Below are 18,219 nucleotides of genomic sequence, written 5' to 3'. Positions count from 1 at the left end.
AGGACACTCCATGGCAAGAATCAACCTCGTGCAGCGCGATGCGCTCGACCTGCAACGCCAGCAATCCTATGACGACGAAATCGCGCGTGCCGGCCAGGTCACCAACATGAAGGGCACGATCCTGCATTCGCTGGCGGCGCACCAGGCTTATCACGGCTCCTACCTGATCAAGACCGAGCTGATCAAGCTGCTCGGCAAGCGCGCCTTCAACGTCTATGCACACGCCATCTCGTCAGCGTCGGATTGCCTGCTGTGCTCGACCTTTTTCCGCAAGGCGCTGGCAGCTGAAGGGATCTCGCCGAAAGACTTCAACCCGACCGACGACGAGCAGTTGCTGATCGATCTCGGCAGCCGCATCGGCGGCCGCGCCAAGCAACTCGACGACGCCATCTGGACGCGCCTGAAGCAGCGCTACGACGACAGCGCCATCGTCAACCTGATCGGTTTCGGCGGCACCATGGTAGCGACCAACATCTTCAACAGCCTGCTCGAAGTCGACATGGACGACTACCTGTAGGACCCGGCGCAATAAAGAAAAACGGAGAAAACACATGAGCGTCCCCAAGAAAACCTATTACGGCGTCAGCGTCGGCATCCTGATGGTGAAGACGCATTTCCGCCGCTACCTCGGCGACATCGGCCATGCCGGCACCTGGAATTTTCCGGTGCAATACCGTATCGTCGAAGACGCCGTGCCGTCCAGGATGACCGACCTGCACAACGTCAGCCTGCTGGAGCCGTTCAAGAAGGCTGCGAAGGAACTGGTCGATGCCGGCGTCGACGGCATCACCACGACCTGCGGCTTCCTGTCGATCTACCAGCAGGAACTGGTCGACTTCTGCGGCGTGCCGGTTGCCACCAGCAGCCTGTTGCAAGTGCCGATGGTGCAGCGGATCATTCCATCCAACAAGAAAGTCGGCATCCTCACCTACAACGGCGACGTGCTCAACGGCAGATACCTGGAAGCGGTCGGCATCGCCGCCGACACGCCGGTGTACGGCATGCCGCAGAACTCCGAGTTCGTGCGCTCGATCCGAGAAGGCGACGACGGCGTTCCGTATGCAGTGCTGCGCCAGGAAGTGCTCGACCTGGTCGCGCGCATGCTGCGCGAGAATCCCTCCATCGGCGCGATCGTGTCCGAGTGCACCAACCTCGCGCCGTTCACGGCCGATATCCAGCAGACCTTCGGCATTCCGATCTACGACACGGTGTCGCTGGTGAACTGGTTCCAGGCAGGCCTGCGGCCACGGCGTTATCCGGCGGAGTAAGAGGGCGAGCCATCTTCCCTGAAAAGTATTGACGTTCGTCATTTCATGTAATAAATTAAGTTACATGAAAAAAGACAGCCGATTATCCGGCGTGCTGCACGTGCTGCTGCACCTCGCCGAACATCCGACCCCCATGACTTCAGAATCGCTGGCAAAGGCGATGGACACCAATCCGGTGGTGATCCGGCGCATCATGGCCGGCTTGCGGGAACAAGGCTATGTCAGCTCGGAAAAGGGCCACGGCGGCGGTTGGACGCTGACTTGCGACCTGGCGCAAATCACCTTGCGCGACGTCTATGTCGCGCTCGGAAGTCCCTCGTTGCTGGCCATCGGCAGCAGGAACGAAGCGCCGGCCTGTCTGGTGGAGCAGGCGGTCAACGCCGCCTTGAACAAGACCTTTGCAGAAGCCGAGGAACTGCTGGTGTCGCGTTTCGGCGAAGTGACCCTGGCAATGCTGAGCGCGGATTTCCATCAACGATTCGAGAAGAAGCGAAAGAAAGCGGGCAAGCCATGAACGACGAAAAACTCCAGGCCACCTTCAACCAGCAGGCGGCCTCGGCCTATGACAGCCAGTGGGCCAGGCTCGCGCCGTTCCGCGATGCACTGCATTTGCTGGCGACCGCAGTCCTGGCGGAGTTGCCTGCGGATGCCCGCATTCTTTGCGTGGGCGCCGGCACCGGCGCGGAGATAGTCTTCCTGGCGGAAAAATTTCCGGCCTGGCGCTTCACCGCCGTCGAACCGTCGGGACCGATGCTCGAGGTTTTTCGTCGCAAGGCGCAGGAGCAGGGCATTGCTTCCCGCTGTACGTTTCACGAGGGCTACCTGGATTCATTGCCGCAGGGCGAACCCTTCGACGCCGCCACCTCGCTGCTGGTGTCGCACTTCATTCTGCAACAGGATGAGCGCGCCGGATTCTTCCGCGGCATCCGCCAGCGGCTATGTTCGAACGGCATCCTGATCAATTCGGATCTGACTTCCGATACGGATGCGCCGCACTACGGCGCGCTGCTGGAAGTCTGGATGCGCACCATGGCCGGCGCCGATCTTGGTCAGGAAAAGCTGGAGCAGATGCGAGCGGCATACCGTCGCGATGTTGCCATTCTGGCGCCGGAAATCGTCGCCGGGATAATTGCATCCGGCGGATTCGACACGCCCGTGCAATTTTATCAATGCGGGTTGATTCACGGCTGGTTTGCCAGAGCGGCATAGGCCGGTGGTCAGGCCAACGTGTTGCCTTCGGCGGCAAGGTTTTTGATCAGGCGTTGCAGCAAGCCGACCAGTAGTTCCTTTTCTTCCCTGCTCAGGACCACGCAGACATCCTGATCAATCTCCCTCAGCACTACACGTCCCGGTTCGAGCAACTGGTGTGCGTGCTCAGTAAGAGAAACGAGGCTGCTGCGTCGGTCGGTCGGAGACGCTTCGCGCACGATCAGGTTGTCGCGCTCCATGCGTCCCAACAATTGCGCCATGCTGGGCTGCTCCACACCTGCCAGCTCGGCCAACTCCTTCTGCGTGCGTTTGCTGCCATCCTTGAGCGCCACCAGCACAGGTAGCTGGGAGGTGCTGATGCCGACTTCCCGCAACCGGTCGTCGACCGGTTTCAGCAATGCGCGGGACAATCGATTGATCAGCAAGGTAGGCATCTCATGCGGATGCCAGGCTTTCGGTCTGTTCATGAAACACCTTTACATAGGGGCCTATTTACAATATAAATAGGCTCCTATCAATATACGGGAGCTTTGAAGATGCGACAACAGCCTTCCATCGCCATCATCGGCGCCGGCCCGGCGGGTTTGACTGCGGCTAACGTTTTTCATCGCCATGGCTGGCAATGCGAGGTGTTTGAGTCCGACGCCTCAGCCGCCTCGCGCGACCAGGGTGGGTCGTTGGATCTGCATCCTGAAGACGGTCAGCTTGCACTGAAGAAAGCGGGGCTGTTTGCGCAGTTCATGGCGGTAGCGCGCCATGAAGACCAGGGGTTGCGCATCATTGACGGCGCGAGCGGCGCGGTCATGCGTGAATTCGCTCCGGCAGAGGGGGAGGGCGATCGTCCGGAAATCGACCGGGATGTGCTTCGTCAGCTTCTTCTCGAACCGTTGGGCGGCAATGTCGTTCATTGGGCGGCGCAGATTCGCGCCTTGACCGTGTTGCCTGACGGCCGCGTGACGCTGCAGCTGGAGAGTGGTTCCGTCGGACCGTTCGATCTGGTGATCGGTGCGGATGGCGCATGGTCCAAAGTCCGGACGGTATTGACGGATATCTTCCCGGCTTACACCGGCGTCACTTTCGTCGAACTGTGGTTTGACGATGTCGACCAGGCGCACCCCGCGGCGGCGGAGCTGGTCGGCCATGGCACGATGTTCGCATTGCGCGACCAGGCCGGCATCATCGGGCAGCGCAATGGCAAGGGGCGGTTGCGCGTCTACGCCGCCTTCCGCACACGGGCGGAAGACGGCGACCGGCCCGACAAGACCCCCGCCAATCTCGGCAAGGATGAACTGCTCGCGCGCTTTCCCGGGTGGGCGCCGTCGCTGACGTCGTTATTGCGGGACGCGGACCACATTGCCGCCATTCGTCCCATCGTGACGCTGCCCGCGCAATGCCGTTGGCAGCATCAATCCGGCTTGACCCTGGTCGGCGATGCGGCACATGTGATGCCGCCGCTGGGGACCGGAGTAAACCTTGCGATGCTCGATGCCGCCGAACTGGCGGAAAATCTGATTCATGCTGCTGACTGGCGCCTGGCCGTGCAAGCGTCCGAGCGCGTCATGCTCGACAGATCCAGCGCCATCGCCAGTCAGTGCATTGCGTCGTTCGATGCGATGTTCGGTCCGGACGCGCATCAGTCTGGAGTCGGACATTTTGATGCCCATCATGCCCCGTTGCCTCCCTGAGCCCTCGGCCTCCGTCAAAGCCATGCGGGCGGTCTGCTCAATACTGTCAATATCCGCATTGGTTGTAATTGGGCCTCACCAGGTGCCGTTTGCGCATCCGGCTTACAATATTTCCATCCATTAACGCCACCTGGCCACAGGTGCCATGCATGAGGTATTCCCATGAACAAGGCTTTGAAGATCGATTTCGTTTCCGACGTCGTATGTCCCTGGTGTGCGATCGGGCTGGCGGGTCTCAATACCGCGCTCGAACGCCTCGGTCCGGAGACGCACGTCGACTTCACCGTCCACCCCTTCGAGCTTAATCCCGGCATGCCCGCAGCCGGGCAGGAGCAACTTGAACACATCACCGAAAAATACGGCATCAGCGCCGACCAGGCCCGCATCAACCGTGAACAAATCCGGGCCAGAGCGGCCTCGGTCGGTTTCACCATGAACCGCGATGACACCAGCCGCGTCTACAACACCTTCGACGCCCATCGCCTGCTTGCCTGGGCAAAGGAGAAGAATGCACAAGCAGCGCTGAAACTGATCCTGCTCGAAGCTTACTTCACCGACGGCAAGAACATCGCCGACCGGAATGTGTTGGCAGAACTCGCCAGCCAAGCCGGCCTGGATACCGTCGAGGCAAGCGAAATACTGGCATCGGACCGGTTTGCGCAGGAAGTGAAGGAAGAGGAAACGTTTTGGACCCAGCGCGGCATCAGCAGCGTACCGGCAGTCATCGTAAATGATCGCTACCTGATCTCAGGCGGCCAGCCCCCGGACGTATTTGAAGAGCAGCTTCGTGCGATCCTGGCAGGCGATGTTGAGACTTCGTGATCTCTTAGGCCACCTGGACAGAGAGTGTGGACGCGTGGACACATAGTCATTCATGTATGGTAAAAAGACTAAACCTTTGATCAGGAGTAACCATGCATCAGCGACATGATGAAAGTACGGCCAATCTGAAAGAGTTGATGACGATCGCCCCGATCAGTCACCAGGCATATGTGGCACATCTGCGAGCGAGGGTTGACACTCGGCGGCAAATGGAAGATGCGAGAGAAGAAGCCAGACAGCGGAGCGAGGAAGTACTCTAGCGGCGTCGATCTCAACAATGGCATTTCTCTGGCTCAAATCGGATTGCCTGTGAACGCCAGGAACGTTCGTTCCACCTCACCAGGCCGGAATCACCGTGCCGTTGAATTTCTTGATGATGAATTGCTTGATCTGCTCTGATTCGAAGATCTTGATGAAACGGGCGATGCGCGGGTCGTCCTTGCGGTCGGCGCGGGCGGCCCAGATGATGGCCCATTGCGAGGTTTTGTCTTCCAGCAGCAGTGCGTCCTTTGGATTCAGTCCGGCCAGCACGCCTTTGTTGAGCGTGATGACGCCGGCATCGATGTCGACCAGCACGCGCGGCAATTGCACTTCGTCCAGCAGCACGATATTGAGCTTCTTCGGATTTTCCGCGATGTCGGCGACGCCGGCGTTGGTGTTGGCGTCGGCCTTCAGTTTGATCAGGCCGGCCTTTTGCAGCAGGAACAGGGCGCGTGCTTCATTGGCCGGATCGTTCGGGATACCGATCTTGGCGCCCTGGGGGAAGGCCGCCAGCGACTTGTGCCTGGCCGAGTAAATGCCGGCCGGGGCGACATAGGTCGGCTTGATCGAGACGATCTTGTAGCCGCGCGATTCATTCTGCTTTTGCATGTACGGCACGTGCTGGAAATTGTTCAGATCGATATCGCCGGCTTGGGTCGCTTCGTTGATCTGGGTCGGCTCGGTGAACTCGATCACCTTGACCGGAAAACCTTGCGCGTTGGCGATCTTGGCGGCTTCCTGCAAGAAGTCGCTGAACGGGCCGGGCGAGGCGCCCACACGCAAGGGCGCATCGGCAGCGAAGACGTTGGCGCTGAAGGCGAGCGCAGCGGTGAAAAGGATTTTCTTGGTCAGGCTGGATGGGAACACGGCGTGCTTTCTGGTCGGTAGGAGAATCGGCGGAAAGTGTAGCAACCGCCTCTGCAATTGCGAACGACGCATTTCTCACGACGATATGCAGTTTTCTTCTTTGGTCAGTCAGGGTGTCGCATGCACGAAACCACCTTTGACGAAGCGCACCGGTTCTGCGTCCATCGCCGCGATCAGGCTGTCAAGACCGCCGGGTTTGTTGGATTTTCCTGCCGCCATTTCGGCCGGGGCGCGGCACAAGATATCGGATTCGGACCAGGCGCCGTTGCTGTCGGCCGGCAGCTTGCGTGCGCGCAGCCAGCCGTCGCGGTCGGTCAGCAATTGCGTGCCGGCGAGCTGGTCGCTGTCGATGCCGGTGATGATGGACAGCGCCTGCCAGGCGTCCTTTGAGCGGCTCAGACAGTCGATGGCAGGCGCACCTGCTTGCGGCGCAGGCAGCTTCAACGCACCGTCGGCGAGGACCACGCTGCGCAGGCGTGGGTCGTCGAACGGTAGCGCCGCGGATTGTTGCGCCGAGGCCAGGATGACGCGCACGCGTTGCCCGCCTGTTTGCGTGGCTTGCTTGCCGCAATCGGCGGCTTCTGCCGGCAACGCGACCGGCTGGTCCCATGCACCGATGGCGCGGATGCTGGCGCCGGCGGCGTTGGCTTTCATGAAATCGATCAATGCCCAGACGTCGTTGTCGGTGAGCTGGCGCGTGAAGCCCGGCATGGTCGCGGCGCCGTGGCGGTCGCGTGCGCCGTAGGCAATCTTCCAGAACAGTTCGCCGTCGGCGCGGCGCCACAGCAAGCCGCTGGCAAGATTGGGCGGCGACACCGGCAAGGACAGCGCCAGCGGCGTGTCGCCCTTGCCGTCGATGGCGTGGCAACTGGCGCAGCGCTGTTCATACACTTGCCGGCCATGGACGATGGCGGCGGCGCTGAAACCGGTGGGAGAAGTATGGAAACTGGTCGGTTCGGCCGGCGCCAGCAGCAGATGGCGATCGGGCCACGGCGTGAAGAAGACGAGGGCGACCGTCGCCAGCAGCATCACCACGCGGCCGCGTCGCCACGCCAGCGCAATTACCAGCGCCAGCAATGCCGCGAGAGAGAAGCCAAGCGCGCTCAGCAACTGCCGGGCGATGCTGCGATCGATCAGCAGGACGTCGCCGCTGAGGCGTTCGGCGAAAGGCCAGGCCGGCTGACCGTGGCTGGTTTGCGCCAGCCCGAGCGCCGCCAGCGCGTGCAGGAAACCGTCTTGCAATACCTGGATCGCGCCGAGCAGCAGGTTGATCCAGTCGGACAAGGACAACAGATTCACCAGCTGGCATCCAGTCCCAGGTGGCGCAGTGCTTCGTGGCGCAACTCGGCCAGCCGCGCATCGCCGCGATGGCGCGGGTAGGGCAGGTCGACCTTGATCTCGGCGCGGATGCGCGCCGGCCGGTCGCTGAAGATGATGACCCGATTGGCCAGGAACAAGGCTTCTTCGACATCATGTGTGACCAGCAGCGCCGAGAAGCCGTTGCGCTGCCACAGCGACACCAGCTCGCTCTGCATCTGCAGGCGCGTGAGCGAGTCGAGCTTGCCCAGCGGCTCGTCCAGCACCAGCAACTGCGGATCGTTGACCAGTGCGCGCGCCAGCGCCACACGTTGCGCCATGCCGCCCGACAGCTGATGCGGGAAGGCGTCGGCGAACTCGGTCAGGCCCACCAGCGCGAGGGCGTCGTCGACGCGGTGGCGTTGCTCCTTGAGCAGGCCGCGCGCCTGCAAACCGAGCGCGACGTTGTCCCACACCTTGCGCCACGGGTACAGCGTCGGATCCTGGAACACCACGATGCGCGAGGGATCGGGACGCGTGATCTTCGTGTCATCCTGCGTCACCTGGCCGGTGGTGGCCGGCTCCAGTCCCGCGACCAGGCGCAGCAAGGTGGACTTGCCGCAGCCGCTCGGGCCGAGCAGGGCGACGAATTCGCCGGGAGCGACAGTCAGTGAAATATCGTCGAGCACCTGCAGCACGCCATTGGGCAACTTGAACCAGTGGCTGACGTGCTGGATATCGATGTGCGCGCCGGTTTTTGCCGGTGCATCTGCTTGTGAATGCTGCTCGATGGCGGCGTTTACCATTTGACGGTTCCTTTCTGCCACGACAGCGCGCGGTCGCGCACCCTGAAGAGCAGCGTGATCAGACTGGAGCACAGGATCGCCATGACGATCAGTGCAGCGTACATATTGCTGTAGGCGGCCCATCCTTGCGACCATTGCAGGTACCAGCCGAGGCCGGCCTTGACGCCCATCATTTCGGCCGTGACCAGCACCGAGAACGCGGCGCCCAATCCCATGAACAGGCCGACGAACACTTGCGGCAGCGCCGCCGGGATCGCCACACGCAGGATCAGGAACCATTCGGACGCGCCCAGCGTGCGCGCCACGTCGTAGTAACTCTTGTTGACCGAGGCCACGCCCGACCAGGTCAGCACCGCAACCGGGAAGGCCGTCGCCAGCGCGATCAGGAACACCGCAGCGGCGTAGCTCGACGGCGCGAAGAAGAACGCCAGCGGCAGCAGCGCGGACGCCGGCACCGGACCGAGAAAGCGCAGCACCGGATGCACCCAGTAACCGGCCACGCGCGACCAGCCTATCGTCGCGCCCACCAGAAATCCGACCAGGCCGCCGGCGGCGAAGCCGTGCACCAGCAAGCGCAGCGAATAGGCGGTGCTGATGCCGAGGCGGCTCCAGTCTTCGCTATACACCTCGATCAGGCTTTGCGGCGGGGCGAAGAAGGGGGACGGCAGCACGCCCAGCTTGGCGGTCAGGATTTCCCACACGCCCAGCAACAGCGGCGCCGCCACCAGCCATTGGCCGGCCGGACGCAGCAGATGGACAATACGGCCGGCGCGGTCGCCGGCCAGCGCCAGCACCGCCAGCACCACGCTCACCGCGATGGTGGCGTAGCCGAATTCATCGGTGAAAGCCCAGTCGCTGAAACCGACTTCCTTGTTGGGCCAGCGCAGCGTAATCGCGCCCAGCAGCAGCCAGGCGACGGCCGCCAGCAGGCCGGTGCGCCAGATGCCGACGGCGCGCACGCCCTCGAACAGACCGGCCTGGCCGGCCCTGAGCAGGACATCGTTGGTCGTGGTGGTGGTCATGGTGATCTCCGGTAAGGGGAACGACGATGGATCAGCCGAGCACGTCGAGCGTGACGTGATTGGCCAGGCGTACCGGATCGGTGGATTTCTTCAGCACGCCGGCGGTGTGGAAATCGCGTGCGAAGTATTCCACTTCATCGCGCAGCGATTTGCCGGTCGGATGATGGTGATAGGTCAGGCTGCTCAGCAGCGCGCGCAGGTCTTCGACCGGCACCTTGGGCGAATACTTGGCGTATATCTTGGCGGCTTCGTTGGGGTTTTCTGCGACGTATTCCGAGGCCTGCACAATTGAACGCACCACGGCCGCCGCCGCCGGCTTGTCGTTGCGCACCAGGTCGCCGCGCGCGCCCAGGATGCAGCAGATCTTGTCCTTGTATTCGCCGACGGCGCTGTTGCCGATTTCGGTGAATACGCCCTTGTTTCGTTTCTCGATCAGGAAGATGTTCGGGTCGCCGTCGGCAATCGCCTGGATCTCGCCCTTCTTGACCGCGACGTCGAGCAGGTCGGCCGGATAGACGCGCCATTCGACGTCCTTCTCGACGTTGAAACCTTTCTTGGCGAGATGGATGGCGAAGAAATTCTTGGCCGGGCTGTTCTGGTCGGACACGCCGATGACCTTGCCCTTGAGGCTGTTGATGTCCTTCACGCCGGCCTGATTGGCGCCGACCAGGCGCAGGCAGCCGCCGTGCGCGCTGCCGATGATCTTGACGTCGAAGCCCGCTTCCAGCGGCTTGAGCCAGCGGTGGATCAGGCCGACGCTTGCCGGTCGCCAGCGCTTCCAGCAGTTGATCGGTGGAGCCGCCCCAGTTCAGCAGCTCGACATCGAGGCCGTTCTTTTCGAAGTAGCCGCGTTCCTGCGCCACCACCACCGGCGACAGGCAGAATGAGATCGCGCTCCAGGCGAAGGTCAGTTTGCGTGGCGGCGCCGACCAGGCGTTGGGCGTGGCGATGGCGGCACCCGCGCCGACCACGGCAGCAGCAGCACCGGCACGCAGCACGTCGCGGCGCGACCAGGATGGAACGGAAAGAGCATCTGGCGAGAGGATATTTTTCTTCATTGTTGGGACTCCACTGGGTTGACCGGAGCGGGCTGCGTGTAAAAGTTCGGCGCGGGCAAGACAAGACCCTGGCGCTGACGAGCCGCTGACAAAACAGGCAAATACTAATGAGGACGGGCGGTGCGCCCAAAGAATAAGAATGCGTTTATTTATACGTTGGGCGCTTGAAGCAACGCCGATCGGACAGGGCGGATGCAGGCTTGGCGGAGGCTGCGGACTTTGCCGCAGGATGCGTCGCTATCGCAGATGCGGAGCGCTTTGCGGGCGCATATGAATATGCGGAATGCTTCGTTGTCGCGGGCAAATGGCGGACGGAAACTTGGTTCCGTATTTTGATCCCTCACACTAACCCAGGAAAGAAACCGCCATGACCACGCTCAACCATTATCTCTCCGAAAAACGCAGCGCCGTGCTGGCGCGCGAAGCGCTTATCGATGCCGGCACGGCCGCACCCGTTGCGCTGCAAGCCACGGTCAGCGCCGAAGGCCGCAGCGGGGTGCGCCGCATCCGCATCCGCGACCATCAGGTGATCAGCGACAGCCCGCCGGATTTCGCCGGCTACAACCTCGGCCCCAGTTCGCCCGAGTTGCAACTGGGCGTACTGGGTTCTTGCGTGACGCATATCTTTTTGATTCAGGCTGCGCATCGTCAGGTGCCGGTTGAATCGCTGGCGGTGGAGGTGAGCGGCAAGATCGATCCGCGCGGCGGTCGCCCGGGTTACGAAGACATTCCGATCTATCCGCACGACATCGGCTACACCGTGCACCTGGTGTCGCCGGCTCCGAAGGAAGACGTGGACGCCTTGTTCGAGGCGGTGGAAAAGACTTGCCCCATCCTCAACCTGCTCAAGAATCCGCAGCAGATCCGCGCGGAGATCCGTCACACGCGCAGCGTGGCGTCGGCCGAATCGGCAGTTGGCGCCGAGCGGACGGAACCGGTGATCTCCTGATCTCAGCCGCCGGTTGCGACCGGCGTGGTTCCGCTTGATGTCCCCAGTGAGTCGCGCCGTCGGCGGCAGGCTGAGTTTGCGCGTGCAGCGGAAGCGCTGCGCAGCTTGCCAGCAGCAGCCCCGCGAGCACAGGGAATGGTCGCAATGTCTTCATGAAAACCCCCTGCCTTCACGAAGGCGGCGTGCCATGCCTTGCTGTGGGCCGGGTTGAAGTATTGGTCGTTTTCGATGTAGATCCACAGCATCGGCGCCTTGGCGGTCTTGCCGAAGCGGACGTACTGTCTTCCAGCCGGTTGCCCTGGCAGGGAATGCCAAATCGCCGGAAAAGCCCGTTCTGCTGCGAATGTCGCCATGCTAGAATCCATTGCGCACCATGCCTCGATACCTCGGTTGCAAGTGATTTGGAAATCCTCGTAGATTTTTAATAGCCAGCTTCAATGACCCGGAGAGCGTCATGCCTACCATCAATTTCACCGTCAACGGCAAGGCCCGTTCCGTGGATGTCCGCGATCCCGAGCAACCCCTGCTTTACGCGCTGCGCAACAACATCGGCCTGACAGGTCCGAAGTTCGGCTGCGGACTGGGTCAATGCGGCGCCTGTACCGTGCTGCTCGACCAGACCCCGCTGCGCAGTTGCGTGACGCCGTTGTCGGCGGTGGCGGGCAAATCCATCACCACCATCGAAGGCCTCGGTACGCCCGATAAACCGCATCCGGTGCAGGCCGCCTTCATCGCTGAACAGGCAGCGCAATGCGGCTACTGCGCCAACGGCATGGTGATGACCAGCGCCGCTTTGCTGGCATCGAACCCCAAGCCGAGCGAAGCCGAAATCAAGGATGCGCTGTCGGCCAACCTGTGTCGCTGCGGCACCCACGTGCGCATCCTGCGCGCGGTGATGCGTGCTTCGGGGAGGACGCCGGCGTGAGCGCACCTTTTATTCCCCTCGCCTCTTTCGACATTCAAATGAGCCGGCGCGCGCTGCTCAAAGCCGGCGGCGCGCTGGTGGTGACGCTGGTTGCTCCCGTGACGGTGCTGGCCGCCGAGCAGGTCTTGCGCGACAAGGCCGGCAACGCGCAGGCTCATGCGCTGCTCGACAAGACGCTCGACGCCGGCGCCGTGGACGGCTATATCGCCATCCACCAGGACGGCACGGTGACCTTGTTCTCGGGCAAGGTCGATCTCGGCCAGGGACTGCGCATCGCTATCCGGCAAATGGCGGCGGAAGAACTCGGCATCGGCGTCGACAAGATAGACATGATCGAAGGCGACACCGCACTCACGCCCGACCAGGGACCGACCGCCGGCAGCAGCGGCGTCATGCGCGGCGGCGTGCAGATCCGTCAGGCGGCGGCGACCGCGCGCGAGGCGCTGATCGCCATGGCGGCGGCACGTTTGCAGAAGCCTGCCTCCGAGCTGATGGTGCAGGACGGGATGGTGCGACCGAAAGCCGGCGCAGCAGGTACGGGATTGAGTTTCGCCGAGCTGGTCGGCGGCAAGCGTTTCGATCTCAAGGTCGATGCCAAGGCGCCGCTGAACAATCCGCAAAGCTATCGTGTGGTCGGCAAGCCTTTGCTGCGTCCTGACGTGCCTGCCAAGGTGACCGGCACGCATACCTATGTGCATGACGTGAAGCTGCCGGGCATGCTGCACGGACGCGTAATCCGTCCCGCCGCCGAGGGGGCGAACATCGTCTCGGTCGATCAGTCGTCGGTAAGGCAATTCCCCGGCGTGAAGGTGGTGCGGCTGGGCGATTTCCTCGCCGTCGCCGCGCCCGACGAATGGGATGCGATCCAGGCCGCCGCTGCGTTGAAAGTGGTCTGGAGCGACAGCGACAAGCTGATGGGCCACGACAAGGTCGAGCAATGGCTGCGCAATGGTCCCTTCGATGCCGAAGAAACGCTGGTCAGGAAGGGCGATGCGGTCGCCGCCTTGCAAGGCGCAGGGGAAAAAATCAGCGCCAGTTATTACTGGCCGATACAGACGCACGGCTCGATCGGCCCGTCGTGCGCGGTGGCCGACGTGGGCGCAAAGCAGGCAACCATCTACACCGCCTCGCAGGGCACGCATCGTTATCGTCCTGCTTACGCACAGATGCTGGGCATGCCCAATGAAGCGGTGCGCCTGGTGTATGTCGACGGCGCCGGCTGCTACGGCATGAACGGCCACGACGACGCCGCCGCCGATGCGGCGCTGATGTCGAAGGCGCTCGGCAAACCGGTGCGGGTGCAATGGTCGCGCCAGGATGAACACGGCTTCGATCCGAAGGGGCCGCCGCAGGCGCTGACGCTGGAAGGCGCGCTGAACGCCGACAAGTCGATCGCCGCGTGGCGCACCGAGATGTGGCTGCCGCGCGCCACCGCCAGCCTGCCGACGGTGCCCTTGCTGGCGCCGCAGACGGCAGGCATGCCGCAGCCGAAGGGAATTTCAACCGGCTTGATTTCACAGAACGGCGATCCGCCGTACGAGGTCGCCAACGTCGCGGTCGGCGTGCACTGGCACGACAGCGCGCCGCTGCGTCCGGCCAACATCCGCGCGCCGGGCAAGATTGCCAACATCTATGCGGTGGAATGTTTCACCGACGAGCTGGCGGCGCAGGCGGGCATGGATCCGCTGGCGTTCCGCCTGCAATCGCTCAAGGATGCGCGCGGCGCGGAAGTATTGAAACGCACGGCGGCGCTGTTCGGCTGGCAATCGCGAGCCGTCAGTGGAGGCCTCGCCAACAGCAGCAACAAGACCAACAAGCGCGGACGCGGCATCGCCTATTCGCATTACAAGCACAACGAAACCTATGTCGCCATGGCGATGGAGGTCGAGGTCGACCGCGCCAGCGGCGAGATCCGCGTGCTGCGCGTGGCCTGCGCGCATGATTGCGGATTGATCATCAACCCCGACGGCTTGCGCGCGCAGATCGAGGGCAGCATCCTGCAAACCATTTCGCGCAGCCTGTATGAAGAGATCCGCTTCGACACGCGCCGGGTGCAGAACGTCGACTGGGCCAGCTATCCCATCCTGGCGTTCCCGGCGGTGCCGGAGTTGCGCATCGAACTGATCGACCGTCCCACCATGCCGCCATTGGGCGGCGGGGAAGCGGCGGCATCGCCGGTAACGGCGGCGCTGGCCAATGCGGTGTGGGATGCGGCCGGCATCCGCTTGCGCACGGTGCCGTTCACGCCGGAGCGGGTAAAGGCGGCGTTGCAGAAGGTTTGAAAAACGGCAGTGGCGCTGCAACGCTCGCGTTTGTGTTCTACACTGCGCGAGCTGTTTCCTCACAAAGTCCATAACACCAAGGAGAATCAAGCATGATCAACGTCACCGCCAGCCGCATCGCCCTCGCATTGGTTGCAGTTCTGTCGTTCAGCAGCGCCGCCATCGCACAAACCGTCAGCGTCGACCTCAAGGGAGCCAGCGAAGTCCCCGCCAATACTTCCACCGCCAGCGGCACCGGCAGCATCAGCGTTGCCGCCGACAAGAGCGTGAGCGGCAAGATCACCACCAGCGGCATCGAAGGCAAGATGGCGCACATCCATACCGGCGCCGCCAACGGTCCGGTGCTGGTCGGCCTGGCCAGGGACGGCGATAACGGCTGGACCGTTCCGGCCGGCGCCAAATTCACCGACGAGCAATATGCCGCCTATCTGGCCGGCGGACTGTACGTGAATGTCCATACCGCTGCACATCCGGGCGGTGAAATCCGCGGTCAGCTGCTGCCGAAATAAGACGCTGCCGATTGCGAGCCGGATTCTTTTCCTGCTCCGGAAGCCATCCTTTTGCAAGGGTGGCTTTTTTGTGGGCGCATGGTTTTGTCTTCCGGTAAATTGTCATACAACTATTCTGATTTCGCGGCTGGAGAGAGCGGTGGCGGGACAGAAATCGGGGAGGAGGCGGCACTGCGATCAGAGGTTTTTAGACTTTTACACGGCTGGCGCAATCTAATAAATTCAATACCGTAGCGGATTGCAGAGGTTTTCAGGAGGGCGATAATAATTCCATTGCCAAACCAAAAGCGCGTGTTTATACTTTACTTTATGTTGTATGATGACTGATAACAAAGTCCTCTTGCAGCTCTTTCAATAATAAACACTGCCGCTGCCGCTTCGTCGGACAATGTCAAATATGAGCAGGAGATCGCGCTTTCGCCGCATCCCGCTTCATCATTTGCTGTTTCCTCCGGGCCTCGGCGCAATTCCGGTCAGGAGACAATCAGTGAGTGTCAATCAAGTGGGCGCAGCCATCAGCGCAAGCGCCAAAGAAAATATCAAGCCGAGTCATGTTCGCTATCTGATTCTGTTCATGCTGTTCATCGTGACGACGGTCAATTACGCCGATCGCGCCACGCTGTCGATCGCCGGCACCTCGATGAAGTCCGAACTCGGTCTCGATCCGGTGATGATGGGCTACATTTTCTCCGCGTTCAGTTGGGCTTACGTGCTGGCGCAGTTGCCGGGCGGCTGGCTGCTGGACCGTTTCGGTTCCAAGAAGATCTATGCGCTGAGCATTTTCCTGTGGTCCTTCTTCACGCTGCTGCAAGGCGGCGTCACCTGGTTCGGCACGGCCGCTGCGGTGGTGCTGCTGTTCCTGCTGCGCTTCATGGTCGGCCTGGCGGAAGCGCCGTCGTTCCCGGCCAACGGCCGCATCGTGGCGTCGTGGTTCCCGACTGCGGAGCGCGGTACGGCGTCGGCGATTTTCAACTCGGCGCAGTATTTCGCCGCCGTGCTGTTCACGCCGCTGATGGGCTGGATCACGCACGTTTACGGTTGGCACCATGTGTTCACGGTGATGGGCGCATTCGGTATCCTGCTGACCTTCCTCTGGATCCGCGTCATCCACAGCCCGAAAGATCATCCGATGATCAACCAGGCCGAGCTGCAGCACATCGAGCAGGGCGGCGGACTGGTGGACATGGATCAGGCAAAGACGACGAAAGCGACCGCAGGCGCCGCTGCAAGCGGTGATGCCGGCAAGGCCAAGTGGGGTTACATCAAGCAACTGCTGAGCAATCGCATGCTGCTGGGCGTGTACATCGGCCAATACTGCATCAACACGATCACGTATTTCTTCCTGACCTGGTTCCCGGTGTACCTGGTGCAGGAGCGCGGCATGTCGATTCTGAAGGCGGGCTTCGTGGCCTCGATTCCGGCGGTGTGCGGCTTCATCGGCGGCGTCGTCGGCGGCCTGATTTCGGATCGCCTGATCAAGCGCGGCAACAGCGTCACCATGTCGCGCAAGATTCCGATTGTCGGCGGCATGCTGCTGTCGACCACGATGATCCTGTGCAACTACGTCGATGCGCAGTGGATGGTGGTGGGCATCATGGCCGTGGCCTTCTTCGGCAAGGGTGTCGGCGCACTGGGCTGGGCCGTGGTGGCCGATACCGCACCGAAGGAAATCGTCGGCCTGTCGGGCGGCCTGTTCAACACCTTCGGCAATATCGCCGGCATCACCACGCCGATCGTGATCGGCTATATCCTGAAGGAAACCGGTTCGTTCAGCGGCGCCCTGATTTTCGTCGGCGCCAATGCGCTGGTGACGGTGATCAGCTACCTGGTGATCGTCAAGGAAATCAAGCGCGTCGAACTGAAGCCTCTCTGAGATAGACAAACCCACGCTGCCGGGACCCTCTGCGTCCCGGCAGCGTTGTTTAACCCGCAGCATGTTGTCAATGGATTCGCCATGAGCGCCGAAACAGCCACCCAAGCCAGCAACACCAATATTCCACGCTACATCCTGATGCACGAGAACGACAACGTCGCCATCGTCGTCAACGACCGCGGCCTGCCGGCCGGCACCGTGTTCCCGGATGGCCTCACGCTGATCAGCCAGGTGCCGCAAGGCCACAAGATCGCCCTGCGCGATATTCCGCAGGGCGCGGCGATCATCCGCTACGACGTCGCCATCGGCTACGCCGCGCGCGATATCGCCAGGGGCAGCTGGATCGAAGAGTCGGTGGTGACGCTGCCCCCGGCACGCGAACTCGACAACCTGCCGATCGCCACGCGCAAGGCGCCCGCGCTGGCATCGGTGCCGCTGGAAGGCTATACCTTCGAGGGCTATCGCAACGCCGACGGTTCAGTCGGCACGCGCAACCTGCTGGCGATCACCACCACCGTGCAATGCGTTGCCGGCGTAGTCGAGCATGCGGTCAGGCGCATCCGCCAGGAGCTGCTGCCGAAGTATCCCAATGTCGAAGACGTGGTGGCGCTGGAACACACCTACGGCTGCGGCGTCGCCATCGATGCGCCCAACGCGGACATCCCGATCCGCACATTGCGCAACATCAGCCTCAATCCGAACTTCGGCGGCCAGGCCATGGTGGTCAGCCTTGGTTGCGAAAAACTGCAGCCGAATCGCCTGCTGCCGGAAAGCATCATCCCCATCCACAAGGAAGGCGAAGCTTACGTGGTTTGCCTGCAGGATGCCGAGCACGTCGGCTTCAACTCGATGATCGACTCCATTCTGAAGATGGCCGAAGCGCGCCTGCAGGAACTCGACAAGCGTCGTCGCGTGACGTGCCCGGCCTCCGATCTGGTGGTCGGCGTCCAGTGCGGCGGCAGCGATGCGTTCTCGGGCGTGACAGCCAATCCGGCAGTCGGTTTTGCCACCGACCTGCTGGTGCGCGCGGGCGCCGCGGTGATGTTTTCGGAAGTCACCGAAGTACGCGACGGCATCGATCAGCTGACCTCGCGCGCCGTCAACGAAGAGGTCGCGCAGGCCATGATCCGCGAGATGGACTGGTACGACAAATACCTGCAGAAAGGCGGCGTCGACCGCAGCGCCAACACCACGCCGGGCAACAAGAAGGGCGGCCTCGCCAATATCGTCGAGAAGGCCATGGGCTCGATCGTCAAGTCCGGCAGCAGCCCGATCTCGGGTGTGCTGGCTCCCGGCGACAAGTTGAAGCAGAAGGGTTTGATCTACGCCGCCACGCCGGCCAGCGATTTCGTCTGCGGCACCTTGCAACTGGCGGCCGGCATGAACC

Annotated in this window: 18 protein-coding genes and 1 pseudogene; 12 read left to right on the top strand and 7 right to left on the bottom strand. The window is 62.3% G+C overall.

The features are described from left to right. The first annotated feature begins 10 nt into the window (after nucleotides 1-10). From HLUSI_RS30405 to HLUSI_RS0123805, 4 genes are all read left to right on the top strand, one after another. Nucleotides 11-517, top strand: a complete 507-nt coding sequence (locus HLUSI_RS30405) for a carboxymuconolactone decarboxylase family protein (protein ID WP_016836326.1) — start codon at nucleotides 11-13, stop codon at nucleotides 515-517. A 34-nt stretch (nucleotides 518-551) separates the two neighbouring features. Continuing rightward, nucleotides 552-1,268 (top strand): aspartate/glutamate racemase family protein, encoded by a 717-nt coding sequence (locus HLUSI_RS0123815; RefSeq protein WP_016836325.1) that lies wholly within the window; start codon nucleotides 552-554, stop codon nucleotides 1,266-1,268. A gap of 64 nt (nucleotides 1,269-1,332) precedes the next feature. Further along, a complete protein-coding gene (locus HLUSI_RS0123810; protein WP_040503846.1) occupies nucleotides 1,333-1,782 on the top strand; it encodes an Rrf2 family transcriptional regulator in 450 nt (149 codons plus the stop codon). Further along, complete coding sequence (locus tag HLUSI_RS0123805; protein ID WP_016836323.1) at nucleotides 1,779-2,477, top strand: class I SAM-dependent methyltransferase; 699 nt, start codon at nucleotides 1,779-1,781, stop codon at nucleotides 2,475-2,477. Before HLUSI_RS0123810 ends, HLUSI_RS0123805 begins: the two co-directional genes overlap by 4 nt. Nucleotides 2,478-2,485: 8 nt before the next feature. On the opposite strand, the gene HLUSI_RS0123800 is transcribed toward HLUSI_RS0123805, so the two are convergent. Then, complete coding sequence (locus HLUSI_RS0123800; RefSeq protein ID WP_029363959.1) at nucleotides 2,486-2,944, bottom strand: MarR family winged helix-turn-helix transcriptional regulator; 459 nt, start codon at nucleotides 2,942-2,944, stop codon at nucleotides 2,486-2,488. A 69-nt stretch (nucleotides 2,945-3,013) separates the two neighbouring features. Between HLUSI_RS0123800 and HLUSI_RS0123795 the strand changes: the two genes are divergently transcribed. Continuing rightward, nucleotides 3,014-4,162, top strand: coding sequence for an FAD-dependent oxidoreductase (locus HLUSI_RS0123795; RefSeq protein WP_029363958.1), 1,149 nt, complete (start codon nucleotides 3,014-3,016; stop codon nucleotides 4,160-4,162). A gap of 162 nt (nucleotides 4,163-4,324) precedes the next feature. After that, the gene (locus tag HLUSI_RS0123790) at nucleotides 4,325-4,984 is read left to right on the top strand and encodes a DsbA family oxidoreductase (RefSeq protein ID WP_016836320.1); all 660 of its coding nucleotides are present in this window, start codon (nucleotides 4,325-4,327) and stop codon (nucleotides 4,982-4,984) included. A 336-nt stretch (nucleotides 4,985-5,320) separates the two neighbouring features. Here the strand turns inward: HLUSI_RS0123790 and HLUSI_RS0123780 are convergent, their stop codons facing one another. The 5 genes and pseudogenes from HLUSI_RS0123780 to HLUSI_RS30400 all read right to left on the bottom strand — a co-directional run bounded on the left by HLUSI_RS0123780 (nucleotide 5,321) and on the right by HLUSI_RS30400 (nucleotide 10,294). Continuing rightward, nucleotides 5,321-6,112, bottom strand: a complete 792-nt coding sequence (locus HLUSI_RS0123780) for a MetQ/NlpA family ABC transporter substrate-binding protein (protein WP_016836318.1) — start codon at nucleotides 6,110-6,112, stop codon at nucleotides 5,321-5,323. Between the two features lie 108 nt (nucleotides 6,113-6,220). Next, entirely contained in the window at nucleotides 6,221-7,411 is a 1,191-nt protein-coding gene (locus HLUSI_RS0123775) for a c-type cytochrome (protein WP_016836317.1), read from the bottom strand. Then, nucleotides 7,408-8,214 (bottom strand): ABC transporter ATP-binding protein, encoded by an 807-nt coding sequence (locus HLUSI_RS0123770; RefSeq protein WP_016836316.1) that lies wholly within the window; start codon nucleotides 8,212-8,214, stop codon nucleotides 7,408-7,410. Before HLUSI_RS0123770 ends, HLUSI_RS0123775 begins: the two co-directional genes overlap by 4 nt. Beyond that, the gene (locus HLUSI_RS0123765; protein ID WP_016836315.1) at nucleotides 8,208-9,236 is read right to left on the bottom strand and encodes an ABC transporter permease; all 1,029 of its coding nucleotides are present in this window, start codon (nucleotides 9,234-9,236) and stop codon (nucleotides 8,208-8,210) included. Before HLUSI_RS0123765 ends, HLUSI_RS0123770 begins: the two co-directional genes overlap by 7 nt. Nucleotides 9,237-9,267: 31 nt before the next feature. Next, nucleotides 9,268-10,294, bottom strand: a pseudogene (locus tag HLUSI_RS30400) (ABC transporter substrate-binding protein). Between the two features lie 367 nt (nucleotides 10,295-10,661). Between HLUSI_RS30400 and HLUSI_RS0123755 the strand changes: the two are divergent. After that, nucleotides 10,662-11,243, top strand: a complete 582-nt coding sequence (locus tag HLUSI_RS0123755; RefSeq protein ID WP_016836312.1) for an OsmC family protein — start codon at nucleotides 10,662-10,664, stop codon at nucleotides 11,241-11,243. Between the two features lie 2 nt (nucleotides 11,244-11,245). Here the strand turns inward: HLUSI_RS0123755 and HLUSI_RS34530 are convergent, their stop codons facing one another. Next, nucleotides 11,246-11,596: a hypothetical protein gene (locus HLUSI_RS34530; RefSeq protein WP_238534074.1), complete on the bottom strand. Its 351-nt coding sequence runs from the start codon at nucleotides 11,594-11,596 to the stop codon at nucleotides 11,246-11,248. A 101-nt stretch (nucleotides 11,597-11,697) separates the two neighbouring features. Between HLUSI_RS34530 and HLUSI_RS0123745 the strand changes: the two genes are divergently transcribed. From HLUSI_RS0123745 to garD, 5 genes are all read left to right on the top strand, one after another. Further along, nucleotides 11,698-12,168, top strand: coding sequence for a (2Fe-2S)-binding protein (locus tag HLUSI_RS0123745; RefSeq protein ID WP_016836311.1), 471 nt, complete (start codon nucleotides 11,698-11,700; stop codon nucleotides 12,166-12,168). After that, nucleotides 12,165-14,450, top strand: coding sequence for a xanthine dehydrogenase family protein molybdopterin-binding subunit (locus tag HLUSI_RS0123740; protein ID WP_238534073.1), 2,286 nt, complete (start codon nucleotides 12,165-12,167; stop codon nucleotides 14,448-14,450). The genes HLUSI_RS0123745 and HLUSI_RS0123740 overlap by 4 nt, the downstream gene beginning before the upstream one ends. Nucleotides 14,451-14,542: 92 nt before the next feature. Then, nucleotides 14,543-14,959, top strand: a complete 417-nt coding sequence (locus HLUSI_RS0123735) for a CHRD domain-containing protein (protein WP_016836309.1) — start codon at nucleotides 14,543-14,545, stop codon at nucleotides 14,957-14,959. Nucleotides 14,960-15,533: 574 nt separating this feature from the next. Next, the gene (locus tag HLUSI_RS0123730) at nucleotides 15,534-16,832 is read left to right on the top strand and encodes an MFS transporter (protein ID WP_238534075.1); all 1,299 of its coding nucleotides are present in this window, start codon (nucleotides 15,534-15,536) and stop codon (nucleotides 16,830-16,832) included. Between the two features lie 81 nt (nucleotides 16,833-16,913). After that, nucleotides 16,914-18,219, top strand: a 1,306-nt coding sequence (gene garD, locus HLUSI_RS30395; protein ID WP_016836307.1) for a galactarate dehydratase, incomplete at its 3' end; no start/stop codon positions are given.

Origin of the sequence: Herbaspirillum lusitanum P6-12 (assembly GCF_000256565.1) — a bacterium.
GTDB classification, from domain to species: Bacteria; Pseudomonadota; Gammaproteobacteria; order Burkholderiales; family Burkholderiaceae_D; genus Herbaspirillum; species Herbaspirillum lusitanum.
This window is presented reverse-complemented; position numbering and strand designations above follow the sequence as displayed.